The organism is Desulfurispora sp. (assembly GCF_052744395.1).
Genome location: NZ_JBRAJI010000016.1, coordinates 1 through 25,802, shown reverse-complemented (window position 1 = coordinate 25,802; position 25,802 = coordinate 1). Strand labels below are relative to the sequence as shown.

General features: G+C 60.1%; 20 protein-coding genes and 3 tRNA genes. 17 read left to right on the top strand and 6 right to left on the bottom strand.

Annotated elements, in window-relative coordinates; translation table 11 throughout:
- Positions 1 to 58: 58 nt before the first annotated feature.
- The 5 genes from ACUVTU_RS06090 to ACUVTU_RS06070 all read right to left on the bottom strand — a co-directional run bounded on the left by ACUVTU_RS06090 (position 59) and on the right by ACUVTU_RS06070 (position 4,019).
- Positions 59 to 2,074 carry a molybdopterin-containing oxidoreductase family protein gene (locus ACUVTU_RS06090; RefSeq protein ID WP_445889069.1) on the bottom strand — a complete coding sequence of 672 codons (2,016 nt, stop codon included), beginning with the start codon at positions 2,072 to 2,074 and terminating at the stop codon, positions 59 to 61.
- 161 nt (positions 2,075 to 2,235) lie between these two features.
- Positions 2,236 to 2,311: transfer RNA gene (locus ACUVTU_RS06085), tRNA-Lys, on the bottom strand.
- Between the two features lie 7 nt (positions 2,312 to 2,318).
- Positions 2,319 to 2,393 (bottom strand) — tRNA-Gln (locus ACUVTU_RS06080).
- Positions 2,394 to 2,397: 4 nt separating this feature from the next.
- Positions 2,398 to 2,474 (bottom strand) — tRNA-His (locus ACUVTU_RS06075).
- Between the two features lie 99 nt (positions 2,475 to 2,573).
- Entirely contained in the window at positions 2,574 to 4,019 is a 1,446-nt protein-coding gene (locus ACUVTU_RS06070) for a DUF4346 domain-containing protein (RefSeq protein WP_445889068.1), read from the bottom strand.
- Between the two features lie 230 nt (positions 4,020 to 4,249).
- On the opposite strand from ACUVTU_RS06070, the gene ytxC reads away from it, so the two are divergent.
- The 17 genes from ytxC (at position 4,250) to ACUVTU_RS05985 (ending at position 25,351) form a co-directional block, all read left to right on the top strand.
- Positions 4,250 to 5,131: a putative sporulation protein YtxC gene (gene ytxC, locus ACUVTU_RS06065; protein ID WP_445889067.1), complete on the top strand. Its 882-nt coding sequence runs from the start codon at positions 4,250 to 4,252 to the stop codon at positions 5,129 to 5,131.
- 78 nt (positions 5,132 to 5,209) lie between these two features.
- Complete coding sequence (locus ACUVTU_RS06060; protein WP_445889066.1) at positions 5,210 to 5,815, top strand: DUF445 domain-containing protein; 606 nt, start codon at positions 5,210 to 5,212, stop codon at positions 5,813 to 5,815.
- Between the two features lie 465 nt (positions 5,816 to 6,280).
- Positions 6,281 to 8,191, top strand: a complete 1,911-nt coding sequence (gene thrS, locus ACUVTU_RS06055) for a threonine--tRNA ligase (protein ID WP_445889065.1) — start codon at positions 6,281 to 6,283, stop codon at positions 8,189 to 8,191.
- Positions 8,192 to 8,211: 20 nt separating this feature from the next.
- Positions 8,212 to 9,270: a type IV pilus twitching motility protein PilT gene (locus tag ACUVTU_RS06050; protein ID WP_445889064.1), complete on the top strand. Its 1,059-nt coding sequence runs from the start codon at positions 8,212 to 8,214 to the stop codon at positions 9,268 to 9,270.
- A 16-nt stretch (positions 9,271 to 9,286) separates the two neighbouring features.
- Positions 9,287 to 9,736, top strand: coding sequence for a D-aminoacyl-tRNA deacylase (dtd, locus tag ACUVTU_RS06045; RefSeq protein WP_445889063.1), 450 nt, complete (start codon positions 9,287 to 9,289; stop codon positions 9,734 to 9,736).
- A gap of 237 nt (positions 9,737 to 9,973) precedes the next feature.
- A complete protein-coding gene (infC, locus tag ACUVTU_RS06040; protein ID WP_445889091.1) occupies positions 9,974 to 10,498 on the top strand; it encodes a translation initiation factor IF-3 in 525 nt (174 codons plus the stop codon).
- Between the two features lie 16 nt (positions 10,499 to 10,514).
- Positions 10,515 to 10,712, top strand: a complete 198-nt coding sequence (gene rpmI / locus ACUVTU_RS06035; protein WP_018084428.1) for a 50S ribosomal protein L35 — start codon at positions 10,515 to 10,517, stop codon at positions 10,710 to 10,712.
- 36 nt (positions 10,713 to 10,748) lie between these two features.
- Positions 10,749 to 11,105: a 50S ribosomal protein L20 gene (gene rplT, locus ACUVTU_RS06030; RefSeq protein WP_445889062.1), complete on the top strand. Its 357-nt coding sequence runs from the start codon at positions 10,749 to 10,751 to the stop codon at positions 11,103 to 11,105.
- Between the two features lie 99 nt (positions 11,106 to 11,204).
- Positions 11,205 to 12,026, top strand: coding sequence for a TrmH family RNA methyltransferase (locus tag ACUVTU_RS06025; RefSeq protein ID WP_445889061.1), 822 nt, complete (start codon positions 11,205 to 11,207; stop codon positions 12,024 to 12,026).
- A gap of 533 nt (positions 12,027 to 12,559) precedes the next feature.
- Complete coding sequence (gene pheS, locus ACUVTU_RS06020; RefSeq protein WP_445889060.1) at positions 12,560 to 13,582, top strand: phenylalanine--tRNA ligase subunit alpha; 1,023 nt, start codon at positions 12,560 to 12,562, stop codon at positions 13,580 to 13,582.
- Between the two features lie 50 nt (positions 13,583 to 13,632).
- Positions 13,633 to 16,050: a phenylalanine--tRNA ligase subunit beta gene (gene pheT / locus ACUVTU_RS06015; RefSeq protein ID WP_445889059.1), complete on the top strand. Its 2,418-nt coding sequence runs from the start codon at positions 13,633 to 13,635 to the stop codon at positions 16,048 to 16,050.
- Positions 16,051 to 16,140: 90 nt separating this feature from the next.
- The gene (locus ACUVTU_RS06010) at positions 16,141 to 16,401 is read left to right on the top strand and encodes a cell division protein ZapA (protein ID WP_445889058.1); all 261 of its coding nucleotides are present in this window, start codon (positions 16,141 to 16,143) and stop codon (positions 16,399 to 16,401) included.
- An 89-nt stretch (positions 16,402 to 16,490) separates the two neighbouring features.
- Positions 16,491 to 18,221, top strand: a complete 1,731-nt coding sequence (gene polX, locus ACUVTU_RS06005) for a DNA polymerase/3'-5' exonuclease PolX (RefSeq protein WP_445889057.1) — start codon at positions 16,491 to 16,493, stop codon at positions 18,219 to 18,221.
- Positions 18,222 to 18,339: 118 nt separating this feature from the next.
- Complete coding sequence (locus ACUVTU_RS06000) at positions 18,340 to 18,963, top strand: DNA-3-methyladenine glycosylase (protein ID WP_445889056.1); 624 nt, start codon at positions 18,340 to 18,342, stop codon at positions 18,961 to 18,963.
- Positions 18,964 to 19,260: 297 nt separating this feature from the next.
- Entirely contained in the window at positions 19,261 to 20,214 is a 954-nt protein-coding gene (locus tag ACUVTU_RS05995) for a Nif3-like dinuclear metal center hexameric protein (protein WP_445889055.1), read from the top strand.
- A gap of 37 nt (positions 20,215 to 20,251) precedes the next feature.
- Positions 20,252 to 22,918 (top strand): DUF3656 domain-containing U32 family peptidase, encoded by a 2,667-nt coding sequence (locus tag ACUVTU_RS05990; RefSeq protein WP_445889054.1) that lies wholly within the window; start codon positions 20,252 to 20,254, stop codon positions 22,916 to 22,918.
- A gap of 81 nt (positions 22,919 to 22,999) precedes the next feature.
- Positions 23,000 to 25,351 carry an endonuclease MutS2 gene (locus ACUVTU_RS05985; RefSeq protein ID WP_445889053.1) on the top strand — a complete coding sequence of 784 codons (2,352 nt, stop codon included), beginning with the start codon at positions 23,000 to 23,002 and terminating at the stop codon, positions 25,349 to 25,351.
- 15 nt (positions 25,352 to 25,366) lie between these two features.
- On the opposite strand, the gene ACUVTU_RS05980 is transcribed toward ACUVTU_RS05985, so the two are convergent.
- The gene (locus tag ACUVTU_RS05980) at positions 25,367 to 25,705 is read right to left on the bottom strand and encodes a hypothetical protein (protein WP_445889052.1); all 339 of its coding nucleotides are present in this window, start codon (positions 25,703 to 25,705) and stop codon (positions 25,367 to 25,369) included.
- Positions 25,706 to 25,802 lie beyond the last annotated feature (97 nt).

Genomic DNA, 25,802 nt, shown 5'->3' with positions numbered 1-25,802 from the left:
TCTTCCTGGGTTGTGGATGAACTGGCCGCTGGATGGTTCCAGGGGCCGATAATCGGTCTCAATCATTGGGCAGTTTACGGACCTGGCAGCGGCAGTCGTAGTGCGGAGTGCCCAGCCCCATATCGGGAATGCGGGCACAGGTGAGGTTGTTGACGCAACCGCCGGGGTGGTGCCAGTTGCCCGAATACATGAAGACCGTATCGGGGCGTACTTGATCGGTCAGGCAGGCTTTGGCCTCCACTTTTCCCTGCGGCGATTGTACCAGCACGGCGTCATCCCGGGCAAGGCCCCGTTCGGCTGCCGCCTGCGGGTGGATGAACAAGGCGGGTGGTTCTGCCGGCGGGTTGTCCCCGCTGCTCAGGTTGTAAAACTGGGAGTGCAGAAAATCCCGGTGATGCGGGGTGATCAAATGCAGGGGATAGAGCCGGGCCAGTTCAGGCTGCTGCTCAGCGCTTTCGGCGGCGGGTTGGAAAGCGGGCACAGGGTTAATCCCATCCTGCTCTGCCGCCTGACTGTAAAACTCAAACCGGCCGCTGGGCGTGGCAAACCGCCCGTCGGCCCAGGGTACGTCTTCGGCCAGAGGATGGCGCAGGGGACTCTCGGCCAGCCTGTTCAGGGTAAAGCCGTAGGGCCGGGCCGGTTCCAAAAGTTCCTCCAGCCACTGCCGGGCGGAGCGCCGGGGAAAGTTGTCCAGCTGCATATGCGCCGCCAGTTCGCTGAAAATCAGCCAGTCCGGCTGGCACTGACCCAGCGGTGACACGGCCGGGCGGGCGTAGTTCAGATAGGGGTTCCAGGAGCAGCAGAACAGGTCCTCCTCTTCCAGAAAAGTGGTGCAGGGCAGCACGTAGTGGGCCAGCCGGGCCGTATCGGTGAGGAAGAAATCGTTGACCACCAGCAGTTCCAGTCCGGCAAAGGCTTTGCCGGCCAGCTGTGTGTCCGGCAGCTGGGTGAGGGGATTGGAACGGGTGATAAAGGCCGCTTTGACCGGCGGGTCGACGGCCTCCAGCATGGTCTGTGCCAGTACCGGCCAGGGCAGATAGCGGATGCTGGCCGGTGCTTCCGGACAGGTGATATCGGCAAAAAAGTTTTTCCAGTACTGGTTGGCATAATTCACTCCGCCGCCCGGCAGACCGATCTGCCCCGTCAGAGCGGCCAGGGCGTCGATGGCCCGGATGGTCTGTCCGCCGTTGGCATAGCGCTGCAGACCATAGCCCAGCAATATAGTTGCTGGCTTCTGAGCAGCGTACAACCGGGCCAGCTGTCTGATTTCATCTGCTGCTATGCCGCAAATGCGGGCCACTTGATCCGGTGGAAACTGGCCCACCAGCTCCCGGTAGGCGTCGAAGCCGTGCGTGTGCCGGTTAACATAAAGCTGGTCGTGCAGCTTCTCCTGCAGAATGATATGGGCCAGGCCCAGTGCCAGGGCCCCATCGGTTCCGGGGCGGGGGGCGATGCGCAGGTCACCGCTCCGGTAGCTGGCGGTACGGATGGGGTTGATATGCACAATGCGAGTTCCCTGCTCCCGGGCTTGTTTTAGGTAGGGCAGGAGATGAATGTGGGTGCTGGCCGGGTCCCGGCCCCAGAGGATTACCGTCCGGGAGTTCAGTATGTCCTGCCAGGCATGGGCTTTTAAAGCGCCGAAGTCGTAAAGCTGGGCCTGATAGCCGCTGCCCCAGCACAGGCTGCCCCGGGGCAAACTGCAGCCGCCCAGCAGGCGGAAGAAGCGCATTTCCAGCCGGTGCAGCAGGCCCTCCGAGCCGCCTCCGGCATGGTACAACACGCTCTGCGGGCCATAGCGGGAAAGGATGTCCTCCAGCCGGGAGCTGATCTCCCGGTAGGCCTGCGGCCAGTCGATGGCTTGCCAGCCGTCCGGGGTGCGCTTTACGGGGCTGAGTAGCCGCTGCTTGCTGTACAGGCGGGTCAGGTGCCTGCGGGCTTTGCTGCAGACCAGTCCCCGGGTCAGGGGGTGGTCCGGGTCGCCCTTGATCTCCACCACCCGGCCGTTTTCCACTGTGGCCAGCAAGCCGCAGTGGGCAAAACAGTCCAGCGGGCAGCATGTTTTGACAACCGCCATTCTCTCACCTCATTTTCTAGGTTATATCATAACAGAAATTGCCGCCTGCGGACAGGGGGATGGATGGGCCTTTGTCTGGCGGTTGGGGGCGGCGATGGTGCCGGGCCGCCCTGCCGTAGAGAAAAAAACAGCGAGGATGCCTTAATCAGCATCCTCGCTGCTGGTGAGCCATGGTGGACTCGAACCACCGACACCCTGATTAAAAGTCAGGTGCTCTACCGACTGAGCTAATGGCCCGCAAATTTGGCTGGGGCGGCTGGATTCGAACCAACGCATGGCGGGTCCAAAGCCCGCTGCCTTACCGCTTGGCTACGCCCCAGTGCTGGGGTGGGTGATGGGACTTGAACCCACGACCCCCAGAGCCACAATCTGGTACTCTAACCACCTGAGCTACACCCACCACGAGCTGCAGGGATGTTTCCTCGCCTGTCAGCAAAGACAATTCTAGCACCGGACCATATAAAAGTCAAGGGGTAATTCCGGATATTTTATTTGAAAACTATTCCTCAAAAGACAATCCCAGCTTGATGCACATCTCGGCTCGGCCCAGCTGGCGTCCCAGATACAGGGCGTGGTTGATGTCGGATAGCGCGCCGTCCCGGTAGAGCATATGCTGCAGCTTTTCCGCCTGGCGGGCCCGATATTCCTGCAGCATGAGGCTGCCGTGCCAGTGCTGCACCACTATTTCCTCTCCGTCTACAGTAACCCGGAATTCACCGTTGGGGTCCAGGTTGACGGCAAAGCCTTTGCTGCCGGCAATGCGTTTGGCCCGGTCGTATTCGTTGAGATCAATACTGATGGAGTGGCTGAAGACCGTGATGGCACCGCCGGGCACGCCCACAGCCCGGCTGACATAATCCCGAATTCCCATTAAACCATAAAAATTTTCCGGCCAGCCGTCCAGGGCGTTGTGGGTGCGAAAGACTGCCGTCAGGGTTAGCTTTTCGTCATAAAAGCGAAAATAAACCGAAACCAGGCAGGGATGTCCGCCGGGAGAGGCCATGTCGCGGGCCGTGTCCCACAGGGCGATGTAGCAGTGGCGGTCCTGGCGGTCGCGGCGCAGGCGCTTAATGCACGCTTCCAGTCCGTCCAGGCCGAAGTAGCCCCGCAGGCGGTGGCCGTAGGTGTAGCTAGTATCATCGCCCGGCGGGCTGCCCTGCAGCAGTTCTTGCTGGTAGGCCAGAAATTTGTCCCGGGAAAAACCGTAACGGGCCAGCAGTTGGGCATCTTCCACGATGGGGTTTTCTACCACTACCTTTACATTTTGCAGTTCCTGGCGCTTCCCCTTGCGCAGCTCTACCGGATGGCCGAAGCGCACCAGGCGGAAAATGAGTTCCTGCCAGGCCGGCAGCATGGTGGGGGCCACGATGGTGTGCTGCCGCGGGTTGGACGGGTAATAGCCCACCTGCACATCGGGCAGGGGTACAAGTACGCGGTCGGCTTCGGTGACGGCGGGCCGGCAGTCCGGAGCAGGCAGGGAAGCAAAAAAGGATTTTAATTGCTGCAGCGACTCCGGCGTGTGCAGGTCGCCGGCACAGGCGATGTGCGGCGGCCGGGTGAAGTGGGCCGGCGTGAGGCTGGCGTCCAGCACCCGGTTGGTACCGGTAATGCGCTTTAACTCTACGCCCAGGTGTCGGTAGTCCTCCAGACCGTACTGAAAAAAATTTACCAGTTCCTGCCGGGAGCCCGAACGGTCCCGCCCGCAGATCAAAAGGTGGGTCAGCTGCGGATTGTAGAGCAGGTTGCGCAGCAGGTGCTTGAGGCCGTTCCCATACAGGTTTCCCAGCACTGCTACCGGAGAAGTGGCCGGGTCCAGATCAATGCCCGCTTCCCGCATTTTTTTCAAAACAAAGCTTTGCTGCGACCAGAGGGTCACCACCGCCACAAAACCCTGCGGATTGATTACAGTTAACTTGTCAGCAAAATAAAGAGGGACGAATTGCATGGGCTTCACCCGACTGAGTATTAATGAGACTTGCTGTACCAGATAAGTATAGCACACCGGGTGCTTTAAGCAAAATGCCGGCCGGTTGGGCGGGTGGTTTTATTAAAAGAATTTACAAGGCATTTTGCAGTGGCAGATGGTTTATACTTTGCTTACCGGCCAAAAAGTTTGCTTACCGGACAGGCCATGCTCATAGAATATACCAGGGCAGGGTAAAGGAGTGAGCGCCATTGGCACCGGCTGTTTCTATAGGCGTGAAGAAGTACAGTGATGTTTTGAAGAAGGACCTGCTGGGCACCTGCCAGTACCTGCAAAAAAGAGGGCTGCAGGTGGAAATGATTGAGAGCACGGCGGGCAAGTTGACTTTTTTTTCCCTGCGCCTCAAACACGGTGTCCGGTTAGAGCAGCTCAAGGACTTTCTGGCCAATCTGCTGGCCGAAGCGATCATGCAGCACTGGGAATACCTGCTGCTCAGCGATATCATTCGCGAACAATTTTATTATTTCACCGCAGAGGAAAAACAGGTTATTTTGCGCCAGGCCCTGCAGTATATCAACCACGGGCAATCGGAAAGCGAGGGCTACAGGCTGTACCGCGCGCGGCGCAAAGAGCTGATCTTGAGCCGGTTGCAGGAGTACTGGCAGAGCAGCGATGATCTGGTCCTGGATGGCTTTATTCGCTTCCGGCTCAAAGAGTATGTCAGCGAACTGAAAGAGGCGGCTGACAAAGCGGTGGATGACTTTTTGCTGGAAAAGGAGTACAACGAATTTGTCCAGCTGCTGCGCTATTTTGTGGAAATGCAGGAACCGCGGGTCAGCCTGGTGCATGTGCTGATCATGCCCAACGGAGCCTTTAAACTTTATGACCGGCAATACCGCAACATTAATAGCGAGTTCCTGGAAGGTTTGATGGTGGAGCTGACCAGCAGCGAGATCAGTTATGAGGACCTGCTGATCAGCGCCCTGGTCTCGCTGGCCCCGAAGAGAATTGTTTTTCACACCGGGCGGCGCGAGGTGCCGGCCTATCTGCTGGAGACCATGAAGAGTGTTTTCTGGCAAAGGGTGGGGCAATGTACGGGTTGTCAGTTCTGTGCCCCACCGGATAAAGAATAAAGTTTGACAAAGCACGCGCCCGTGCTTTATTTTTTTGTAGAAAGCAGATGTAATATGTATGCTGATAAGGTGGAATAATTGTCTCTTTGGCAAATGATTTTGATCCCGCTGATCAGCGCCCTGATTGGCTGGTTGACAAACCTGATTGCGGTCATTTTGCTATTTCGTCCCTATCGTCCGGTAGTTCTGCCCGGCTATAACCTGCAGGGCTTGATTCCCCGCCGTCGGGCCGAGCTGGCCCGCAGTGTGGGCCAGGTGGTGGAGCAGGAGCTGCTCTCGGCGCAGGATGTTTTTGATCTGTTGACCAATCCGGACTTCGTGGGGGAGATCAGCACGGCGCTGGCCCAGGCCATCCGGCAGCGGGTGATGGAAAAGCTGCCGGTGTTCATTCCCTTGTCGATCAAAAACATTATTTCCGAGGTGCTCAGTGAGCAGGCTCAGAAAGAGCTGCCCCGCCTGCTGCAGCAGATCGGCGAGCAGATCCGTCAGCAGACGCTGGCCAATTTTCAGGTTAGCCGTTTGGTAGAGGAAAAAATTCTGGCCTTTCCTCTGGAACGCCTGGAGAAGCTGATTATCAGCGTGGCCGGAAAGGAACTGCGGCACATTGAGATCCTGGGCGGGGTGCTGGGGCTGATTATCGGCCTGGTGCAGCTGGTGATTATCAACTGGACAAGCTGGTTTTGAGTGGCGCTGTCAGCTGCGCTTGACAGCGCTGGGCTGCTTTACATATAATACAGCCAGAATGGAACACGGGTAAAGGTGATGAAGGGGACAAGTAGCAGTGGATCGCGCCGTGCAGAGAGAAGGTGTCCTTAAGGCTGCAAGCACCTTTACGGAGCTCTACTGTCCAAACCACCCCTGAACTGCAGCCGGAAAGCCGCCCTTGCGGCGGTGTGTATGGTCTGCCGGTGCCTCCGTTAACAGGCAGCCGAGTGAAACCACGCGCCGAAAAACGGGTGGCCCTGCTGTACAGTCTGGGGTCATGCTGTGGGGTGGTGCGGGTTTAAGAAGGGTGGAACCGCGGGAAAAGCCCGTCCCTTGCCGGGGGCGGGTTTTTTTATTTTAGCCCTTGATGGAAAACCAGGGCTGCTCGCCTGCTGTGCACAGAAAATTATCTGGTATGACAAAAATACAAGGAGTGTGTGGATTATGGTTAATGTTACACTGAAAGACGGTTCGGTTCGGCAGTATTCGGCCGGGACAAGCCTGGCCGAAGTGGCCAAAGATATCAGCCCCCGCCTGGGCAAAGAAGCGCTGGTGGCGGCGGTGGACGGCCGGCTGGTGGATTTGAGCTGCCGGTTGGAGCAGGATTGTCAGGTGGAGTTTTTTACCTTTGACAGCGAGCCCGGCCGCCAGGCCTTCCGGCACAGCAGTGCCCACGTGCTGGCCCAGGCGGTCACCCGGCTTTTTCCGGGCGTCAAGCTGGCCATCGGCCCGGCCATCCAGGAAGGTTTCTACTACGACTTTGATGTACCCAAACCTTTCACTCCCGAGCAGCTGGCGCAAATCGAGGCCGAAATGCAGAACATTGTCAAGGAAGATCTGCCCATCACCCGCTTTGAGCTGTCCCGCCAGGAGGCCCTGCAGCGCTTTGCCGGGGCGGGCGAGGATTACAAGGTGGAGCTGATTAGCGACCTGCCCGGGGGCAGTGTCATTTCCTGCTACCAGCAGGGCGAATTTGTGGATCTGTGCGCCGGCCCGCACGTGCCTTCCACCGGTTACCTGAAGGCGCTCAAGCTGACCAGCCTGGCCGGGGCCTACTGGCGGGGCGACGAGAAAAACAAAATGCTGCAGCGCATTTATGGGACTTCCTTCCCCAAAAAGAGCCAGCTGGAAGAATATCTCTTCCGCATTGAAGAAGCCAAACGGCGCGACCACCGCAAACTGGGCGCGGAGCTGGACCTGTTCAGCATCCAGGAGGAAGGCCCGGGCTTTCCCTTTTTCCATCCCAAAGGCATGGTCATCCGCAACGAGCTGGAGAATTTCTGGCGGCAGGAGCACCGCCGGGCCGGCTACCAGGAAATCCGCACGCCCATCATTCTGAACCGGGCCCTGTGGGAGCGTTCCGGGCACTGGGATCACTATCGCGAGAACATGTATTTTACGAAAATTGACGAGCTGGACTATGCCGTCAAGCCCATGAACTGTCCGGGCGGCATCCTGGTGTACAAAAGCAAACTGCATAGCTACCGCGATCTGCCCATCCGGCTGGGTGAGCTGGGCCTGGTGCACCGCCATGAGCTGAGCGGGGTGCTGCACGGCCTGATGCGCGTGCGTTGCTTCACCCAGGACGATGCCCATATTTTCATGCTGCCCGAGCAGATCCAGCAGGAGATCAAGGGCGTGATCGACCTGATTGACCGCTTCTACAGCGTCTTTGGCTTCAAATACCAGGTAGAGCTGTCCACCAAACCGGAGAAGGCCATGGGTTCGGACGAAATCTGGGAAGTGGCCACCCGCGCCCTGGAAAATGCCCTGCAGGACAAGAACATGCCCTACAAGGTCAATCCGGGTGATGGGGCTTTCTACGGGCCCAAAATCGATTTCCACCTGGAGGACTGCCTGGGCCGCACCTGGCAGTGCGGCACCATTCAGCTGGACTTCCTCATGCCCGAAAAATTTGACCTCACCTATGTGGGCGAAGATGGCCTAAAGCACCGCCCGGTGATGATCCACCGGGTGATTTTCGGCAGCATTGAGCGCTTTATCGGCATACTGATTGAGCATTTTGCCGGTGCCTTCCCGGCCTGGCTGGCGCCCGTGCAGGTCCGGGTACTGCCCATTACCGACCGCCATCTGGACTATGCCCGACGGGTGACCGAAACCCTGATCGGGGCGGGCATCCGGGCGGAACTGGACGAGCGCAACGAGAAAGTGAACTACAAGATTCGCGAGGCCCAGAGCCAGAAGATCCCCTACATGCTGGTGGTGGGCGACCGGGAGGCCGGGGAAGGTACAGTGGCCGTGCGGCACCGCAGTGCCGGTGATCAGGGAGCCCTGCCTCTGGAGCAGTTTGTGGTGGCCTTGCAGGAGGAAATTTCCAGTAAGCAAATAAAATAAAGCAAGGCGGGTGAAAGGCCATGCTGGAGCAAATACTGCGCACGGCGCTGGCCCGGGGGGCCTCCGACATCCACCTCACGGTGGACAGCCCGCCGGTGCTCCGGCTGCACGGGCAGCTGGTGCGCCTGGAGCAGCCCGGGCGGGATCTCACCCTGACCCCGAACGGGATGGAGGAGATTCTAAAACAGCTGTTAACCGCGGATCAACAAGAGCAGTTTCGGGAGCGGGGCGATCTGGATCTGGCCTACAGCCTGCCCGACGGAGCCCGCTTCCGGGTGAATGTGTACAGGCAAAAAGGTTGTCCGGCCGTGGCCCTGCGGGTGATCAATACTGCGATCCCTTCTTTTCAGGAGCTGGGTCTACCCGAGGTGATCGCCCGCCTGGCCCGCCTGCCCCGCGGCCTGGTGCTGGTGACCGGTCCCACGGGCAGCGGCAAGTCCACCACCCTGGCCGCCATGGTGGATTTAATCAACCGCGAGCAGGCGGTGCACATTCTGACCCTGGAAGATCCCATTGAGTATGTGCACCGGCACAAAAAGGCCGTGGTCAACCAGCGGGAAATCGGCCACGACAGCCTCTCCTTCGCCAACGCCCTGCGGGCGGCCATGCGCGAGGATCCCGACGTTATCCTGGTGGGGGAGATGCGCGATCCCGAGACCATTGCCGTGGCTCTAACAGCGGCCGAAACCGGCCATCTGGTGCTGGCCACTCTGCACACCTCCAGCGCTGCTCAGACGGTGGATCGGATCATCGACGTATTTCCTCCCCACCAGCAGCAGCAGATCCGCGTGCAGCTGGCCAACTCTCTGCAGGGTGTGGTGTCGCAGCAGCTGATTCCCCGGACCGACCGGCAGGGCCGGGTACTGGCGCTGGAAATCATGGTGGTGACGCCGGCCATCCGCAATTTGATCCGCGAGGGCAAGACCTACCAGATTATCAGTCAGCTGCAAACCGGAGGCAAGTTTGGGATGCAGACCATGGATGCGCATTTGCGCCAGCTGTATCTGCAGAAATTGATCAGCCGGGAGGAGGCGCTCGGCCGGGCCCAGGATCCGGAAAACCTGGTCAGAATGCTTTAGAAGTGAGGGATATATTTTGCGGGCTGTGGTACAGAGGGTGACATGCGGCAGGGTGACAGTGGACGGGCAAACCAGCGGTGAGATTGGCCGGGGGGTAGTGGTGTTGCTGGGAGTGGGCCAGGATGACGGACCGGCCGATGCCGAGTATCTGGCCCGCAAGGTGGCCGGGCTGCGCATTTTTGAGGACGGGCAGGGCAAGATGAATCTGGCCCTGGCCGATGTGGGCGGGCAGGCGCTGGTGGTCTCCCAGTTCACTCTATACGGGGATTGCCGGCGGGGTAACCGGCCCAGTTTTTCCAGCGCGGCCCCGGCCGAAAAAGGGAAACAGCTCTATCTCTATTTTGTGGATAAGCTGCGGGAAACCGGGATTGCTGTGCAGACCGGTGTTTTTCAAGCCCACATGCAGGTGGAGATCTTCAACGACGGTCCGGTAACCCTGCTCCTGGACAGTACGAAGAATTTTTGACGGTGGGAGAAAATTTCCCGGCTGCTTATTGACACCATTGCTGTTAAATGCTATACTTACCTGGTAATTGTAAATAATTGTTGCTGCTCAAGCAGAAGCCATCCGCTTCTCACCTGGCAACGCGGCAGGCTGTTCGCCGGGTCTTAGCAAAAGTGCCAGCTCTCCGGAGCTCTATGGCTTTGTTGTGTCAGCGGGTGGGTTACGCCCGCTTTTGTATTTTTTAAGGAGGTTGATAATATTTCCAAGGACTTCCGTATTAATGAGGAAATCCGGGTCCGGGAAGTGCGCCTGGTGGACAGCGAGGGCAACCAGCTGGGCATCATGCCTACGCGCGAGGCGCTCCGGCTGGCGGAAGAAAAGCAGCTGGACCTGGTTGAGATAGCGCCGCAGGCCAGGCCGCCTGTGTGCAAACTGATGGATTTTGGCAAGTACAAGTACGAACAGAACAAGCGGGAAAAGGAAGCCAAGAAAAAGCAGAAGATCATCAACATTAAAGAAATCAAGCTGCGCCCCAATATTGAGGACCACGACTTTCAGATCAAGGCCAAAAACGCCGCCCGCTTTTTGAAAGACGGCGACAAGGTTAAAGCTACGATTATGTTTCGTGGCCGGGAAATTGTCCATACCCAGCTGGGTATGCAGCTTTTGCAGCGCCTGGCCCAGGAATTAAAAGACCTGGGCAATGTGGAAAGGCAGCCCAAGCTGGAAGGCAAGAATATGATCATGATTTTGTCCCCCAAAGCCGATCTTAAACAGGAATAAGGAGAGGATTTGAGTCATGCCCAAAATCAAGACCCATCGCGGTGCAGCCAAAAGGTTTAAAAAGACAGCCAGTGGCAAGTTCAAGCGCAATCACGCTTTTCACAGCCATATCCTGGGCAAGAAGACGGCCAAGCGCAAGCGCAACCTGCGTAAATCCACTGTGGTGCATGAGGCCGATGCTGCCAGACTGCGCACATTGCTGCCTTACCTTTAATACATTTTAAATCGCGATACCAAAGGAGGAATAGTTATGCCACGTGCTAAAAGCAGTGTGGTTTCGCGCCATAGACACAAGAAGGTTCTCAAGCTGGCCCGGGGTTACCGGGGTTCCAAGAGCAAACTGTACCGGGTGGCCAGGCAGCAGGTAATGAAGTCCCTGGCCTACGCCTATCGGGACCGGCGCAACAGAAAGCGTGATTTCCGCAGGCTGTGGATTGCCCGCATCAACGCGGCCGCCCGCATGAACGGGATCAATTACAGCCAGTTGATGAACGGTTTGAAACGGGCCGGCGTCAAGATCAACCGCAAGATGCTTTCCGACATCGCGGTGAACGATGCCCGTGCCTTCAGCCAGCTGGTGGAAGTTGCCAAATCTAAACTTGGTTAAAACAGCGCAAAAAGCATGGCCCGCCGGGCCCTGCTTTTTTGTTCTGGCCGGCCAATAGGAGCATTTCCGGAGCAGATTTATCGGGGGGAGAGGGTGCGGTTGATTACCAGTCCCCAGAACCAGCTGGTGAAATATTTAAGCCGCCTGAAGGAAAAAAGACACCGCGGCCGGGAGCAGAAGTTTCTGGCGGAGGGGGTGCGCTTTGTGGAGGAGGCCCTGGCCGTGCCCGGCCTGGTGGAGATGCTGGTGTATTCTCCGGAACTGCTGCCCGCCGAGCGCAGTGCTCCCCTGCTGGAACAGGCCCGCCAGGCCGGGGTATCCATCACCGAGGTATCAGCCCGCGCTTTCCAGGTACTTTCCGATACCCGGACGCCCCAGGGAGTGCTGGCGGTGGTGAAAATGCCCGTACTCCAGATGGACGATCTGGCTTTGCTGCTGGGCCTGGCCGCATCGCGCAGCAATCCGCTCCTGGTGGTGGTGGACGGGGTGCAGGATCCGGGCAATCTGGGTACCATCGTGCGCAGCGCGGCTGCTTTTGGGGCCAGCGGTCTGATTTTATGTCGCGGCACGGTGGATCTGTTCAATCCCAAGGTGCTGCGCGCCACCATGGGCGCAGTCTTTAAACTGCCGGTCTGGCAGGATGTGGATATCGAGCCGCTCGGCCAATTGTTCTGCCAGATGGGGCTGGAAGTCTGGCTGAGCCGGCCGCACGGGGAGCTTTCTCTGGTGGATGCCGATCTGACCGGGCGGGTGGCACTGGTCATTGGCAGCGAGGCCCACGGCGTTTCCGGCCGGTGGGGGGAGTTTACCCGGCGTGCTTTAAGCATTCCCATCCAGGAGGACGTGGAATCGCTCAATGCCGGCATTGCTGCGGCGGTAATGCTTTATGAAGCTTACCGGCAGCGCCACTGCCGCGCCTGAACATTTTTACCTGTCCTTGCTTGTTTTGGCCTTCCGGGCTGTGATATAATCGATCTCGAAAGGTGCCTGAAAACTGGAAGGGTTGTGGTTAAATGCTCTTAACCGCAGAGTTTTTTTGGCGACTGTTCGAGACTACGGGATCCATCACTGCCTATATAATCTACCGCAGGTTGTGCCTGCACTAATGATATATGGCCAGCGGTGATGAAGGGGAGCAGTAACCTGCAGTCAGGTGTCCTTCCAGGGAGAGAAAACCGTGGACTGGAAGTTTTCTCAAGGGCGCGGCGGGTGAATTCACCCCGGAGCTGCAGCTGAACGTGGGCCTAACGGGCTCATCAGTAGGTGGTGCCGGTATTTCCGCCGTTACCGGAAAAAGGGGGTGCCCGGAGCACTCCCGAATGAGCTGGTCTGACCCCTAAGGAGGTCAAACAAGCAGGGTGGTACCGCGGCATACAGCCGTCCCTACGGGGGCGGTTTTTTTATGTAGTCAAGTTTTCTTGCCACATTAATGTTACCAGAGGGGGCATCAAGATTTGCTGGAAAAACTGCAAGAAATGCAGGGGCGTGCCAATGCCGAACTGCAGCAGGTAAAGAACCTGGAAGAACTGGAAGCATTGCGTATTCGCTACCTGGGCAAAAAGGGTGAATTAACCGCTATTTTGCGGGGTATGGGCAGCCTGAGCCCGGAACAGCGGCCGCTGGTGGGCCAGATGGCCAACCAGGTGCGGGAGGAACTGGAGCGCAATCTATCCGCCCGGGCCGATCTGCTCAAAAGACAGGAACAGGAACAGCGGCTGGTGCGGGAGAAAATTGATGTCACCCTGCCCGGTACCGCGCTGCCCAGCGGTCGCCTGCACCCGCTCTCCCAGGTGACCAGGCAGATTGAGGAAATTTTCCTGGGCCTGGGTTTTGCCATTGCCGAAGGTCCCGAGGTGGAGCTGGATTACTACAATTTCGAAGCGCTCAATCTGCCCAAGGATCACCCGGCCCGGGATATGCAGGATACCTTCTTTTTCTCGACGGAAGTGCTGTTGCGCACCCACACTTCGCCGGTGCAGGTGCGCACCATGGAGAGCACGGCACCCCGGCTACCGGTAAAAATTATTGCACCGGGCAAGGTCTACCGCCGGGACGATGATGCCACCCATTCGCCCATGTTCCACCAGGTGGAAGGACTTTTGGTGGATACAAGGGTCACTTTTGCCGAACTGCGGGGCGTGCTGCAGGTCTTTGCCGAGGAAATGTTCGGCCCTCAGACCAAAACCCGTTTTCGGCCCAGCTTTTTCCCCTTTACCGAACCCAGTGCCGAGGTGGACATTTCCTGCGTGATGTGCGGGGGCAGCGGCTGTCGCGTCTGCTCGCACACCGGCTGGCTGGAAATTCTGGGCTGCGGCATGGTGCATCCCCGGGTGCTGGAGATGTCGGGCTATGATGCCAGCAGGGTAACCGGCTTTGCCTTTGGCATGGGTGTGGAGCGCATTGCCATGCTCAAGTACGGCATTGACGACCTGCGCCTGCTCTTTGAAAACGACCTGCGCTTTTTACGCCAGTTTTAGTTGCGGACGGCTTGGACAAGGAAAATAAACCCAAAGGAGTGGTGGTGACCTTGCTGGTTTCCTATAAATGGCTGCAGGATTATGTGGATATTCCGCTTACACCGGAAGAGCTGGCCGAGAGACTTACTGCCGTGGGGCTGGCTGTAGAAGCTCTGCACCGGCCGGGCCGGGAGATTAAAAACGTGTACACGGGCCGGATCTTGAAGATCGATGCTCACCCCAATGCAGACAAACTGGTGGTATGCCAGGTGAGCACCGGCAGCGAGGAGGTGCGTCAGATTGTCACCGGCGCCACCAATGTCCGGGAGGGCCACATTGTGCCGGTGGCGGTGGAGGGAGCCCGGCTGGCCGGTGGCCTGGTGATCAAAAAAGCCAAACTGCGCGGTGTGGAGTCGCGGGGTATGCTCTGTTCCGGTCAGGAACTGGGTCTGGACAGTGCTCTCCTGCCCCCCGAGCAGGCCCGGGGCATCATGATCCTGCCTCCGGACACGCCGCTGGGTCTGGACATCTGTTCCGTGCTGGGTCTGGATGATACCATCCTGGAACTGGAGCTTACGCCCAACCGGGGCGATTGCCTGTCGCTGCTGGGTGTGGCCCGGGAAGTGGCGGCCATTTGCGGCGGGGAAATCAAGTGGCCGCCCCTGTCGCCCCGGGCGCTGGATGAGGAGATAGCCGGTCAAGTGCAGGTGGAAATCCGCGATCCCGATCTGTGCCGGCGTTATGTGGCCAAGCTGATTCACCAGGTACAGGTGGGTCCATCGCCCCTCTGGCTGGTCAAACGCCTGATGGCGGCCGGTGTCCGCTCCATCAACAACATCGTGGACATTACCAACTATGTCATGCTGGAGATGGGCCAGCCCCTGCACGCCTTCGATTATCATACCATCAAAGATGGCCGGATCATTGTGCGGCGGGCGGTACCGGGTGAGCAGCTGGTCACCCTGGACGGGGTCACCCGCAGCCTGCAGCCGGAAACGCTGGTGATTGCTGACCCTGCCGGTCCGGTGGCCATAGCCGGGGTAATGGGCGGCGAGGCTACCGAGGTAACCGCGGCCACCACCAGCATCTTGCTGGAATCGGCCTGGTTTGACCCGGTGAGCATTCGCCGCACGGCTAAAGCGCTCAACCTGCGCTCCCAGGCTTCCCATCGCTTTGAGCGAGGGGTGGATGTCACCGGCTGTCTGAAAGCGGCCGAGCGGGCGGCCTACCTGATGCAGCAGCTGGCCGGCGGCCAGGTGGTGGCCGGCGAGGTAGATGCCTATCCCCGTCCCTATACGGCCCGCACCATTGCCCTGCGCCCGGAGAGAGTGGAATATATTCTGGGTACTGCTGTGCCCCGGGATGAAATTGTTTCCATCCTGCGCGGCCTGCAATTCAGCGTGCAGGAAGCGGCAGAAAGTTTGCTGGTGACCGTACCCGGCCACCGGCCCGATGTGGGCCTGGAGGAAGACCTGGTGGAGGAAGTGGCCCGGCTGTACGGCTACAACAGCTTCCCGGTGCAGCTGCCGGCCGGCAGCGCGGCCAGGGGACGCCGTACTCCGGTACAGCAGCTGGCCTGGCAGGTGCGGGACATCATGTGCGGCCTGGGCTTGAGCGAAGTGGTCACCTACAGCTTTATTTCCCCCCGCCACGCCGATTTGCTGCTCTGGCCGGAAGACAGTCCCCTGCGCCGGATGCTGGCCCTGCAGAATCCCCTGAGCGAGGAACAGTCGGTCATGCGCACCAGTATGCTGCCCGGACTGCTGGAAGTGCTGGGGCGCAATATCAGCCGGCGGGTAAGCGACGTGGCGGTTTTCGAACTGGGCAAAGTATTCTGGCCCGGAGCGGAAGCTTTGCCCGAGGAGAGGTATGTCCTGGCGGTCATGCTCACCGGTAATGCTCCCGGAGGATGGAACAGTCCGGCCCGGCCGGTGGACTTTTATTACCTGAAAGGCATCCTGAGCGTATTGCTGGAGAAACTGCACGCCGGCCCGGTGGAATACCAGCCGGGCGGCCCGCCCTGCTATCATCCCGGCCGTTCGGCCACCGTGCTCAGAAATGGCCGCCAGCTGGGTGTGCTGGGCGAGCTGCATCCCCGGGTGCAGGAAAACTACGAACTGCCCCAGCGGGTGCTGGCCCTGGAAGTCGACTGGGCGGAACTTCTGGCCGCTGTTGAAGAGCGGGTGGCCTATCGCCCCCTGCCCCGTTTCCCCGGCTTGGAGCGCGATCTGGCCGTGGTAGTGGATCAGAGCGTGCTGGCGGCGGCCGTGCAGCAGGAAATCCGGGCGGCCGGCGGCCGGCTGCTGGAGGATGTACGCCTGTTTGATGTATACCAGGGCGAGCAGGTACCGGCCGGCTGCCGCAGCCTGGCTTTTGCCCTGACCTTCCGGTCTCCCGACCGTACCCTGAGCGATGAGGATGTAGCCGGACCGCTGTCCGAAATCACCCGTGCCCTGGCCGAACGGTTTGCCGCCGTGCTGCGCAGCTAGGGAAATATTTTGATCCGCCGGCCCCGCACCGGCAGGAAAATCTGCCTTTTTTAGCGAAAGAATGCATCATAACGGGCAGGAGGTACTGTTATGTCGGGGCCGGTACATGTGGTTGATGTGGAGATATATGGCGACAGGTACAGCTTGAAAGGGACCGAGCCGCCCGAGTACCTGGAGATGCTGGCTGTCATGGTCAATGAAAAAATGAAGGAAGTGGCGCTGCGCAACAACCGGTTAAATTTAAAGCAAATTGCTGTGCTGGCCGCCCTGCATCTGGCCGACGAGCTGGTCAAGCTGAAACGGGAGCACCGCGAACTGCTCTCATTGCTGGACGAAACGGAAAAACGGTAAGCTCTCTTTCTTTACCTGGAAAGAGAGCTTTTTCTTGTGAGGTTTCGGCCGGCCGGGGAAAGAATATGAGTAAAAAGAGGTTTTGCACCGTGTATAATTTTGAGATTGCTCTGGCTCTGGAAGAACTGGCCGACTTGCTGGAATTTCAGGGGGAAAATTTTTTTAAAATCCGCGCTTATCGCCAGGCTGCCCGCACGCTGGCCAGGCACCCTGCCCCGCTGGTGGAAGTATACCGCCAAAAAAAACTGGCCGGTTTGCCCGGGGTGGGCAAAAACGTTGCTGCCAAAGTGGGCGAGTTGCTCGAAAAGGGTTCCCTGAGCAAGCTGGAGGAACTGCGCCGCGATATTCCGCCCGGGGTGTGGGAGATGATGGCCCTGCCCGGTGTGGGTCCCAAAAGGGCCCGCCTGTTTTATGAACAACTGGGCGTGCAGGACCTGGAGCAGCTCTACCGGGCGGCACAGGAAAAAAAGCTGCGCCGTTTGCCGGGCATCGGGGCCAAAACCGAGATGGCCATCCGCCAGCACATCGAGCGGCTGAAAGAAGCCCCGGATTGCTTTCTGCTGAATCTGGCCCGGCTGCTGGCCCGGGAGATGATGGACTATCTGGCCGGGCTGCCCGGGGTGCAGCGGGTGGAAATCACCGGGGGAGCACGCCGCTGGGAGGAAACTGTACAGGACCTGGATTTGCTGGTACAGACCACGGACTGGGAGATGCTGGTGGAGGCTCTGCGCTCGCATCCCCGCATTGTTGAAATCCTGGAGCAGGACCAAAGCCGCCTGCTGGCCCGGACCATGTGGGGGCTGCCTCTGGAAATTCTGCGGGCCGGTGCGGATAATTTCTGGCCGCTGCTGGTCTACAGCACGGGCAACGCGGCACACCGGCAAAAGCTGCAGGAATTTTTTGCCCGCCGGGGCTGGCACCTGTGTGCGCAGGGTGTGGAGCCGCTGGAGGGTGCGGCAGCGGCTGCCGCTGCGCCGCCGCAGTGGCAGAGCGAAGAGCAGGTTTACCGGGAACTGGGGCTGCAGTATATCGTGCCCGAGTTGCGCCAGGGAGGCGAGGAATTGACTCTGGCGGCGGCCGGAGCCCTGCCGGACTTGATCGAGACCGCTGACATTAAAGGTGATCTGCATGTGCACAGCGACTGGAGCGATGGCGGGGCCACCATCGAACAGCTGGCGGCCAGAGCGCGGCAAAAAGGTTATGAATACCTGGCCATTACCGACCATTCCCGCTCCCTGAAGGTGGCCCGCGGTCTGGCGGTGGACCAACTGCTGGAACAATACCGGCAGATTGACCGCTTGAACCAGGAGTTTGACGACTTTACCCTGCTCAAGGGCATGGAAGTGGACATCAAGATGGCCGGCGAGCTGGACTACCCCGATGAAATTCTGGAACAGGCCGATGTAGTGGTGGCGTCGGTGCACAGCGGATTTCAGCAGGAGATGCCGGTAATGACCCGGCGCATCATGCAGGCTGTGGAAAACCCCCATGTGGACATTATCGGCCACCTGACCGGGAGGATGCTGGGCCAGCGCCCCGGTTACCAGCTGGATGTGGAAAAAGTGCTGGAACTGGCGGGGAAGTGTGGTAAAATACTGGAAATAAATGCTTCTCCCGAGCGGCTGGATCTTTCACCACCCCATGTCCGCCGGGCCCTGGCCTATGGAGCGAAAATTGCCGTGAACACCGACGCGCATGACCTGCAACGGCTGGACGAGATGGAATACGGCGTGGCGGTGGCCCGCCGGGCCGGTCTGACCCGGGAGCAGGTGGTGAACACCCTGCCGCTGGCCGAACTGCGCCGCATTTTGCGCCGCTGAGCGGCCGGGCCTGACCCGTGCTCCGCATAAGGGGCGGGTAATGGAGCAATTTCCCCGGATAATAGAGTTGCCGGGCGTGGGAGATAGGCCCGGTTCCGGGTCAGCAGGGTGTAATCGGATGGAGAATAAAGCACGGGAGAGAGAGTTGTTGCTGTCTTGGGAAAAGGGGGCGGTTTTGCCCCGGGAGTTCTACTGCCGCGACACGGTGCAGGTAGCCCGCGAGCTGCTGGGCCAGGTGCTGGTATACCACTCTCCCCGCGGTGTGGCCGGCGGGGTCATTGTGGAAACCGAGGCCTACCTGCAGGGTGATCCGGCCTGCCACGCCAGCCGGGGTCAGACGCCGCGCAACCGGGTCATGTTTGGCCCGGCCGGCCACGCCTACATATATTTTATCTATGGCATGCATTATTGTTTCAACATTGTCACTGCCGCCATAGGGGTGGGCGAGGCGGTGCTCATCCGGGCTCTGGAACCACTTTGCGGCATCGAGCTGATGCAGGAGCGGCGCAGGCGCAGCGATTTGCGCCAGCTCTGTCGCGGCCCGGCCTGTTTGGTGCAGGCGCTGGGTTTGGACAGGAGCCTCAACGGTGCACCGGTTTACAAGCCGCCTTTGCTGGTTTACCGGGGCCTGGCGGTGAGTGCGGAGAACATTGTGGTGACCACCCGCATAGGGATCAAAGAGGGAGCGGGTCTGCCCCTGCGCTTTTACCTGCGGGGCAGCAGGTTTGTGTCGCGTCCGTAGATAGATTCCGTATGTATGGGTGTGTATCCTGCGCTCGCCCGAATTTCGTACCGGGCAGCACCGGCGGCTCGGTCGCGGGTGGTCCGGGCCGCCCCTGATTCGCCATCCTGTCGAAAGCTAGGGCTGGCGCGGACGTCCTGTCCGCGCCTCCCGGCCCGCTGCCGCGCCCTCGCCGGGTGCTGCAACCGGTACTCCAGACGGGCTCGCTCAGGATAAACACACCCACTCAGGATAAGCATACCCACCCGCAGGTCTTTAATGTTACATGCTGGCCAAAACTGAAAGGAGCGATGCTGGATGAAAATAAGAGAAATCTACGAACTGGCGGTAAAGAAGGGAATGGAGCAGGACCCGCGCGGCCTGGCCGCTGTGCAGAAAGTGCTGGAAAAGTCCCGCCAGCGCTATGAAGAAGCCAAAGAGGAAGATAAGCGCGAATTCGACCAGGACAGCCTGTTCAATCCCTATGCCGATACCCGTATTCTGGTGGGCGACCCGGAAAAAGAAGTGCGACGGGTACTGGCCGGCATTGACATGGAAGTGGGGGAAGTGTTGCTGGCCGACCGCCTGGGCGAAAAAGGCCAGCCCATTGATCTGATCATCGCCCACCACCCCGAGGGCAAGGCCATGGCCGCCCTGCACGAGGTGATGCATCTGCAGGAGGACGTGCTGGCCAAATTCGGCGTGCCCATCAACGTGGCCCAGGGTATCATGAGCTCGCGGATCAATGAAGTGCGGCGCAACATGATGCCCTTCAACCACAACCGGGCGGTGGATGCAGCGCGGCTTTTGGGGCTGGCCATGATGTGCATTCACACCCCGGCCGACAACCACGTGAACACCTATGTACAGAACCTGATGGATGAAAAGCAGCCCGAAACCCTGGGCGATGTGCTCAAACTGCTCAAGAGCATTTCCGAATACGAGCAGGCCGTGCAGTACAATGCCGGCCCCACCATTATTGTGGGCAGCAAAGAGCGGCGGGCCGGCAAGATCATGGTGGATATGACCGGCGGCACCAGCGGCTCCGAGGACGCCTACAGCAAGCTGGCTGCAGCCGGCGTGGGCACGCTGATCGTCATGCACATGGGCGAAAAACACCGCAAGGAAGCGGAAAAGAATCATATCAATGTGATTATTGCCGGACACATGGCCTCCGATTCCCTGGGGATGAATCTGGTACTGGACGAACTGGCCGCGGCAGGCATTGATATTGTTCCCTGTGCCGGTCTTTTGCGGGTGCGGAGAAAATAAGCCGGGAGGGACGGTGCAGCAGGTGCGGGACAGGGGAGTGAGTGCACAACCGGAGGCGGTGCCGGTATCCGGGGCCGGTCCGAAAAAAATGGAGCTGCTGGCGCCGGCCGGGGACTGGACGGCGCTGGTGGCGGCTGTGGCCAACGGTGCCGATGCGGTTTACCTGGGCGGCAAGAGTTTCAGCGCCCGGGCCCAGGCGGCCAATTTCGACCGGCCGGAACTGGCCCGAGCGGTGGAATTCGCCCACCTGCGGGGTGTCAAAATTTACGTTACAGTGAACACCCTGCTGGCCGATACCGAACTGGACGAAGCAATGGAATTTCTGGCCTACCTGCAGCAGCTGGGTGTGGATGCAGTCATTGTTCAGGATGTGGGGCTGATTGAGCTGGTGCAGCGCTTTTTGCCCGAGCTGCCGCTCCATGCCAGCACCCAGATGACCGTGCACAACGTGCCGGCGGCCCGCCACCTGGCCGGTCTGGGGATTAAACGGGTGGTGCTGGCCCGGGAACTCACCCTGGAGGAGATCGAACAGATTAAAGCACAGGCCGGCGTGGAGGTAGAGGTTTTCGGGCACGGTGCCCTGTGTATCGGCTATTCCGGTCAGTGCCTTTTTTCCAGCATGATTGGCGGGCGCAGCGGCAACCGGGGCCGCTGCGCCCAGCCCTGTCGCCTGGTCTACAGCCTGGTGGACAGGAGTGGACGCCCCCTGGTGGATGAGAAACAGCACGGCCGTTACCTGCTCAGCCCCCGCGACCTGAACACCGCCGCACTGCTGCCCCGCCTGCTGGCGGCCGGTGTGGATGCGCTGAAAATCGAAGGACGAATGAAGCGCCCCGAGTATGTGGCCACCGTGGTGCGGGTGTACCGGAATTTGCTGGATACTGCCGCCGCCGGGCGGGACTACCATGTGCCCGGAGAGCTGGCCCGTGAGCTGGCCCAGATTTTCAACCGCGATTTTACGGCCGGTTATTTGCTGGGCCAGCCCGGCTATGAGCTGATGAGCTACAAGCGACCCAACAACCGGGGGGTGCGTCTGGGGCGGGTAAAAAGTTACCATGCCGAACGGCGGCTGGTGGAAATCCAGCTGGAAGACGAACTGCAGCTGGGTGACGGGCTGGAAATCTGGGTGAGCGATGGCGGGCGGGCCGGTTTCGAGGTGAATGAGATCCTGGTGGGACGACAGCGCCAGGAGCGGGCGGCCGCCGGACAGAGCGTGCTGCTGCCTCTACCGCCCGGCAAATACCGGGTGCGCCCGGGCGATCGCGTTTTCAAAACCCATGCAGCCGCCCTGGTGGCCAGAGCACAGGCTTCCTATGCCCGGCCGGAGGAAGTGCGCCGCCTGCCCCTGCATCTGGAGGTGCAGGGCGGACCGGGCCGGCCGCTGCAGGTGACCGCAGTGGCTCTGGCCGCTCACCTGCCGGGCGGGCGGCTCCAGGCAAAGGGCATTACATCTGTACCGGGCCAGGCGGCCGAGAAAAACCCCCTGGATGAAGAGGTGCTGCGCCGGCACCTGGGCCGGCTGGGCGGTACGGTTTTCTGTCTGGCCGACCTGCAGGTACAGCTGGCCGGCGATGTATTTTATCCGCTTTCCCAGCTCAACGAGCTGCGCCGTCAGCTGGTAGAGGACTTAGAGCAACAGATGTTGCACATAGCCCGTCCGGCAGCCCCGCTTACCGCGGCGGAACTGGCACAGCGCCGGGCTGAATTGTACCGGTTGCCCGCCATGAAAACAGTGGAGGGTGACCTGCACATGGGGAGCAAGAATGATGGGCGGGATGTACCATCAGTGCAGGAAAACCGCGCTGTTCCAAGGCTTACGGTTATTGCCGGCACTCTGGATGCTGCTATAACAGCGGTGCAGCAGGGGGCCGATGTTGTCTACTGGGGGGCGGATAATTTTCACCGCCTGAGCGGGCGGGAACTGCTGGCGCAGGCCGCTGAACTGGGGCGGGTTTGTGCTGCTGCCGGAGCGCGCTGGTACTACAGCACACCCCGCATCATGCCGGAAGCGGAACTGGAGCGGCAGTGGGAGCTATTGGAGAAGCTGCTGAATCTATCCCGGCCGCCGCACGGTGTGCTGGTGGGCAACCTGGGCCTGTGGCACATGCTGCGCGACTATCACCCCCAACTGACCGTGGTTGTGGACTGGCCGCTCAATGTCTTCAACCGGGTAACCCGGCAGTATTTTATTGAGCAGGGAGCCGCGTGGGTAACCCTTTCCCCCGAGCTCAGCCTTTCCCAGTTGCAACAACTGTTGCCGGAAGGGTACTGTGAGGTGCTGGTGCACGGGGCGCAGGAACTGCTGGTCAGCCGGCACTGCTTGCCGGGCAGTTTGCTGGGCGGCCGCAGCGGGCAGCAGGCCTGCCGGGGTGTTTGCCGGCCGGGACAGTATTACCTGCGGGATAGGATGGGTGCGGTTTTTCCTCTGGAAACCGACCGGCAGTGTCACATGCGCATTTTTAATTCGCGCCACCTTTGCTTGTTGGAAGATATCCCAGCCCTGGTCTGGGCGGGGGTATACGCTTTACGCATTGAGGCCCGCCGGGAGGGGACCGGTTTTGTTACGGCCGCTGTGCGAGCTTACCGCCGGATACTGGCGGCCCGGTCCCATGAGGTGCCCGAACTGGCCGGGGAGCTCAAGCAGCAACTGGCGGCTTTCAGCCCGCAGGGTTTTACCAAGGGGCACCTCTATCGCGGGGTGTGAATTTAACATTACTAATGTAAGTTTAGCGGGTGTGCTTTTCCTGAGCGAACCGCGTTATTAAATAACTGCTGGGAGTAGAGCATGGACGAAAAAACATTCAAGAGGCTGGAATTTGACCGGGTGCGCCAGCAGCTGGCCCGCCACGCCGTATCGCCCCTGGGGGCGGAACAGGCGCTGGCGGCCGGACCGCTGGCCGACCGGCAGGCCATAGAACATTTGCAGCAGGAAACCAGCCAGGCGGTGGAACTGCTGCGCCGCGAACCGGCCGCCGATCTGGGAGGCTGGCTGGATGTGCGCCGGCCGGTGCAGCAGGCCGGGCAGGGCCTGGAGCTGGAACCGCTGGATCTGTACGCAGTAGGGCAAACCCTGGCGGCAGCCCGGCGGGCCAAAAAGTTCCTGGTCGAGCGGGAAGACCAGTATCCATTGCTGGGACTGCTGGCCAGGCAGATCAATCACCATCATGAAGTGGAAAACGCCATATTGAAGTCTATTTTGCCGGGGGGCGAGATCGCCGACCAGGCCAGCGCCCAGCTGGCGGCCATTCGCCGTCAGATTCTGGGAGCACAGGCCCGGATTAAAAGCCGCTTGGAAGAAATGATCCGTTCCCCCCAGATGCAGAAATACCTGCAGGATCCCATTGTTACTGTGCGGGAAGGGCGCTATGTGGTGCCGGTGAAGGTGGAATACCGGGCCCAGGTGCCCGGTCTGGTGCACGACCAGTCGGCCAGCGGAGCGACCCTGTTTATTGAACCCATGGGCGTGGTGGAGGCCAACAATGAGCTGCGCGCCCTGCTGGCAGCGGAAAAGCAGGAAGTGGCCCGCATTATCCGGGAGCTGTCCCGGGCGGTGGGAGAACAGGCCGGTTTGATCAGCGAGACACTGCGAGCTCTGGCTCAACTGGATTATGCCCTGGCCCGGGCCCGTTACAGCCGGGCCCTGGACGGCCTGGCACCGGAAATAACCGGCACCCCCGAACTGGAACTGAAAAGTGCCCGGCATCCCCTGCTCACCGGTGAAGTGGTGCCGGTTTCCCTGCATCTGGGCCGCGAATTCGATACCCTGGTGATCACCGGACCCAATACGGGCGGCAAGACCGTGGCCCTGAAAACCACCGGCCTGTGCGTACTGATGGCGCTTTCCGGCATGCATATCCCGGCTGCGCCGGGCAGCCGGGTGGGCCTTTTTCGGCAGGTTTTTGCCGACATTGGGGATGAGCAGAGTATTGAACAGTCGCTGAGCACTTTTTCCTCCCATATGACCAACATTGTGGGCATACTGCAGCAGGCCGGTCCGGGCAGCCTGGTATTGCTGGATGAGCTGGGTTCGGGCACCGATCCCACGGAAGGTGCCGCCCTGGCCCGGGCCATCCTGGAGGAGTTGCACACGGCCGGAGCCAGGACTGTGGCCACCACCCACTACAGCGAACTCAAGGATTATGCCTACAGCACGCCGCGGGTGGAAAACGCCAGTGTGGAGTTTGATGTGGAGACCCTGCGCCCCACCTACCGCCTGTTGATTGGCCGGCCCGGGCGCAGCAATGCTTTTGAAATTGCCCGCCGTTTGGGGCTGGCGGCTCCGGTGGTGGAAAGGGCGCGCAGCCTGCTTAGCCGGGAGCAGCGGGCGGCGGCCGACCTGATGCAGGAGCTGGAAAAGGCCCGCCAGCAGGCCGAGGCCGACCGGCAGGCGGCAGCAGTGGCCCGGCGGCAGGCCGAGGAATTGCAGGCGAAAACAGAACGCCTGGAACAGGAGCTGCGGGAGAAAAAGCAGGAGATGCTGCAAAAGGCGGCCGAGGAGGCCCGTTTGCTGGTGAAAAATGCCCGCCAGCAGGCCGAGGAAATTATCCGGGAACTGCGGGAAAAAGCGGCCAGCCAAGAGAACCGGCAGCGGGAACAGGCTATTGCGGTCGCCCGGCAGGAATTGCAGGAGCTGCAGGGCAAGATTTACAAGCGGCTGGCCCGCCGGGAACCGCCGCCCGGTCAGCCGCTGGACGATGTGCAGCCGGGTCAGGAGGTTTTCATCCCCCGCTTTGGCCAGCCCGGTCTGGTGCTGGCGGTGGATGGCCAGCAGGCCCAGGTGCAGGTGGGTGTGATCAAGGTCAATGTTTCTCTGGCCGAGCTGCGGGCCGCCCGGCCGGCCGGTTCCGAGCGGCGGGTGCAGCTGGGGGGCCTGCTGGCGGGCAAAGCCAAAAACATCGAGACCCGGCTGGATCTGCGCGGCATGACGGCCGACGAGGCGCTGCCCGAAATAGACAAATATCTGGATGATGCTTTTCTGGCCGGCTTAAAACAGGTGCAACTGGTACACGGCAAAGGTACCGGAGCACTGCGGTCAGCGGTGCAGCAGCACCTGAAGAAACACCCGCGGGTGAAATCCTTTCGCCTGGGCGAACAGGGCGAGGGCGGCCTGGGCGTGACCGTGGTGGAACTGCCCTAGCGCCCAACCCGCTGCTTATGCTCTCTGGCTGATATGTTCAAAAAATGCCAACAGCTGATCCCCTTTTTCGGCCAGCAGAGCTGCCAGTTGCTCCTGTTGCATGCTGCGGACCAGTTCGGGGTTCTGCCTGTCGGCCAGACCGAACATAACCCGCTTGATTCGGCCCAGTTCGGTGGCAATGGTGAGCACCACTTCTTGCTGATCCTGCCAGGGAGTGCGAAATTCCATTTCGTCGAATTCCTCCAGCTGTTCCGGCAGGTAGGTGGCGGTAATTCCCAGACGGGTTAGCGTTGCTTCCTCCTGAGCCTTTGCCAGGTTGACCGGCTGGTTTAAAAATGGCTTGAAACGCTGCAAGATAACTTCCTCCTTGCCTAACCATCTTTTGTTAAATAATACACCTGGATCCGTGATACCATCTCACCAATAACCATTTTCAGGCATAATCTGGGTA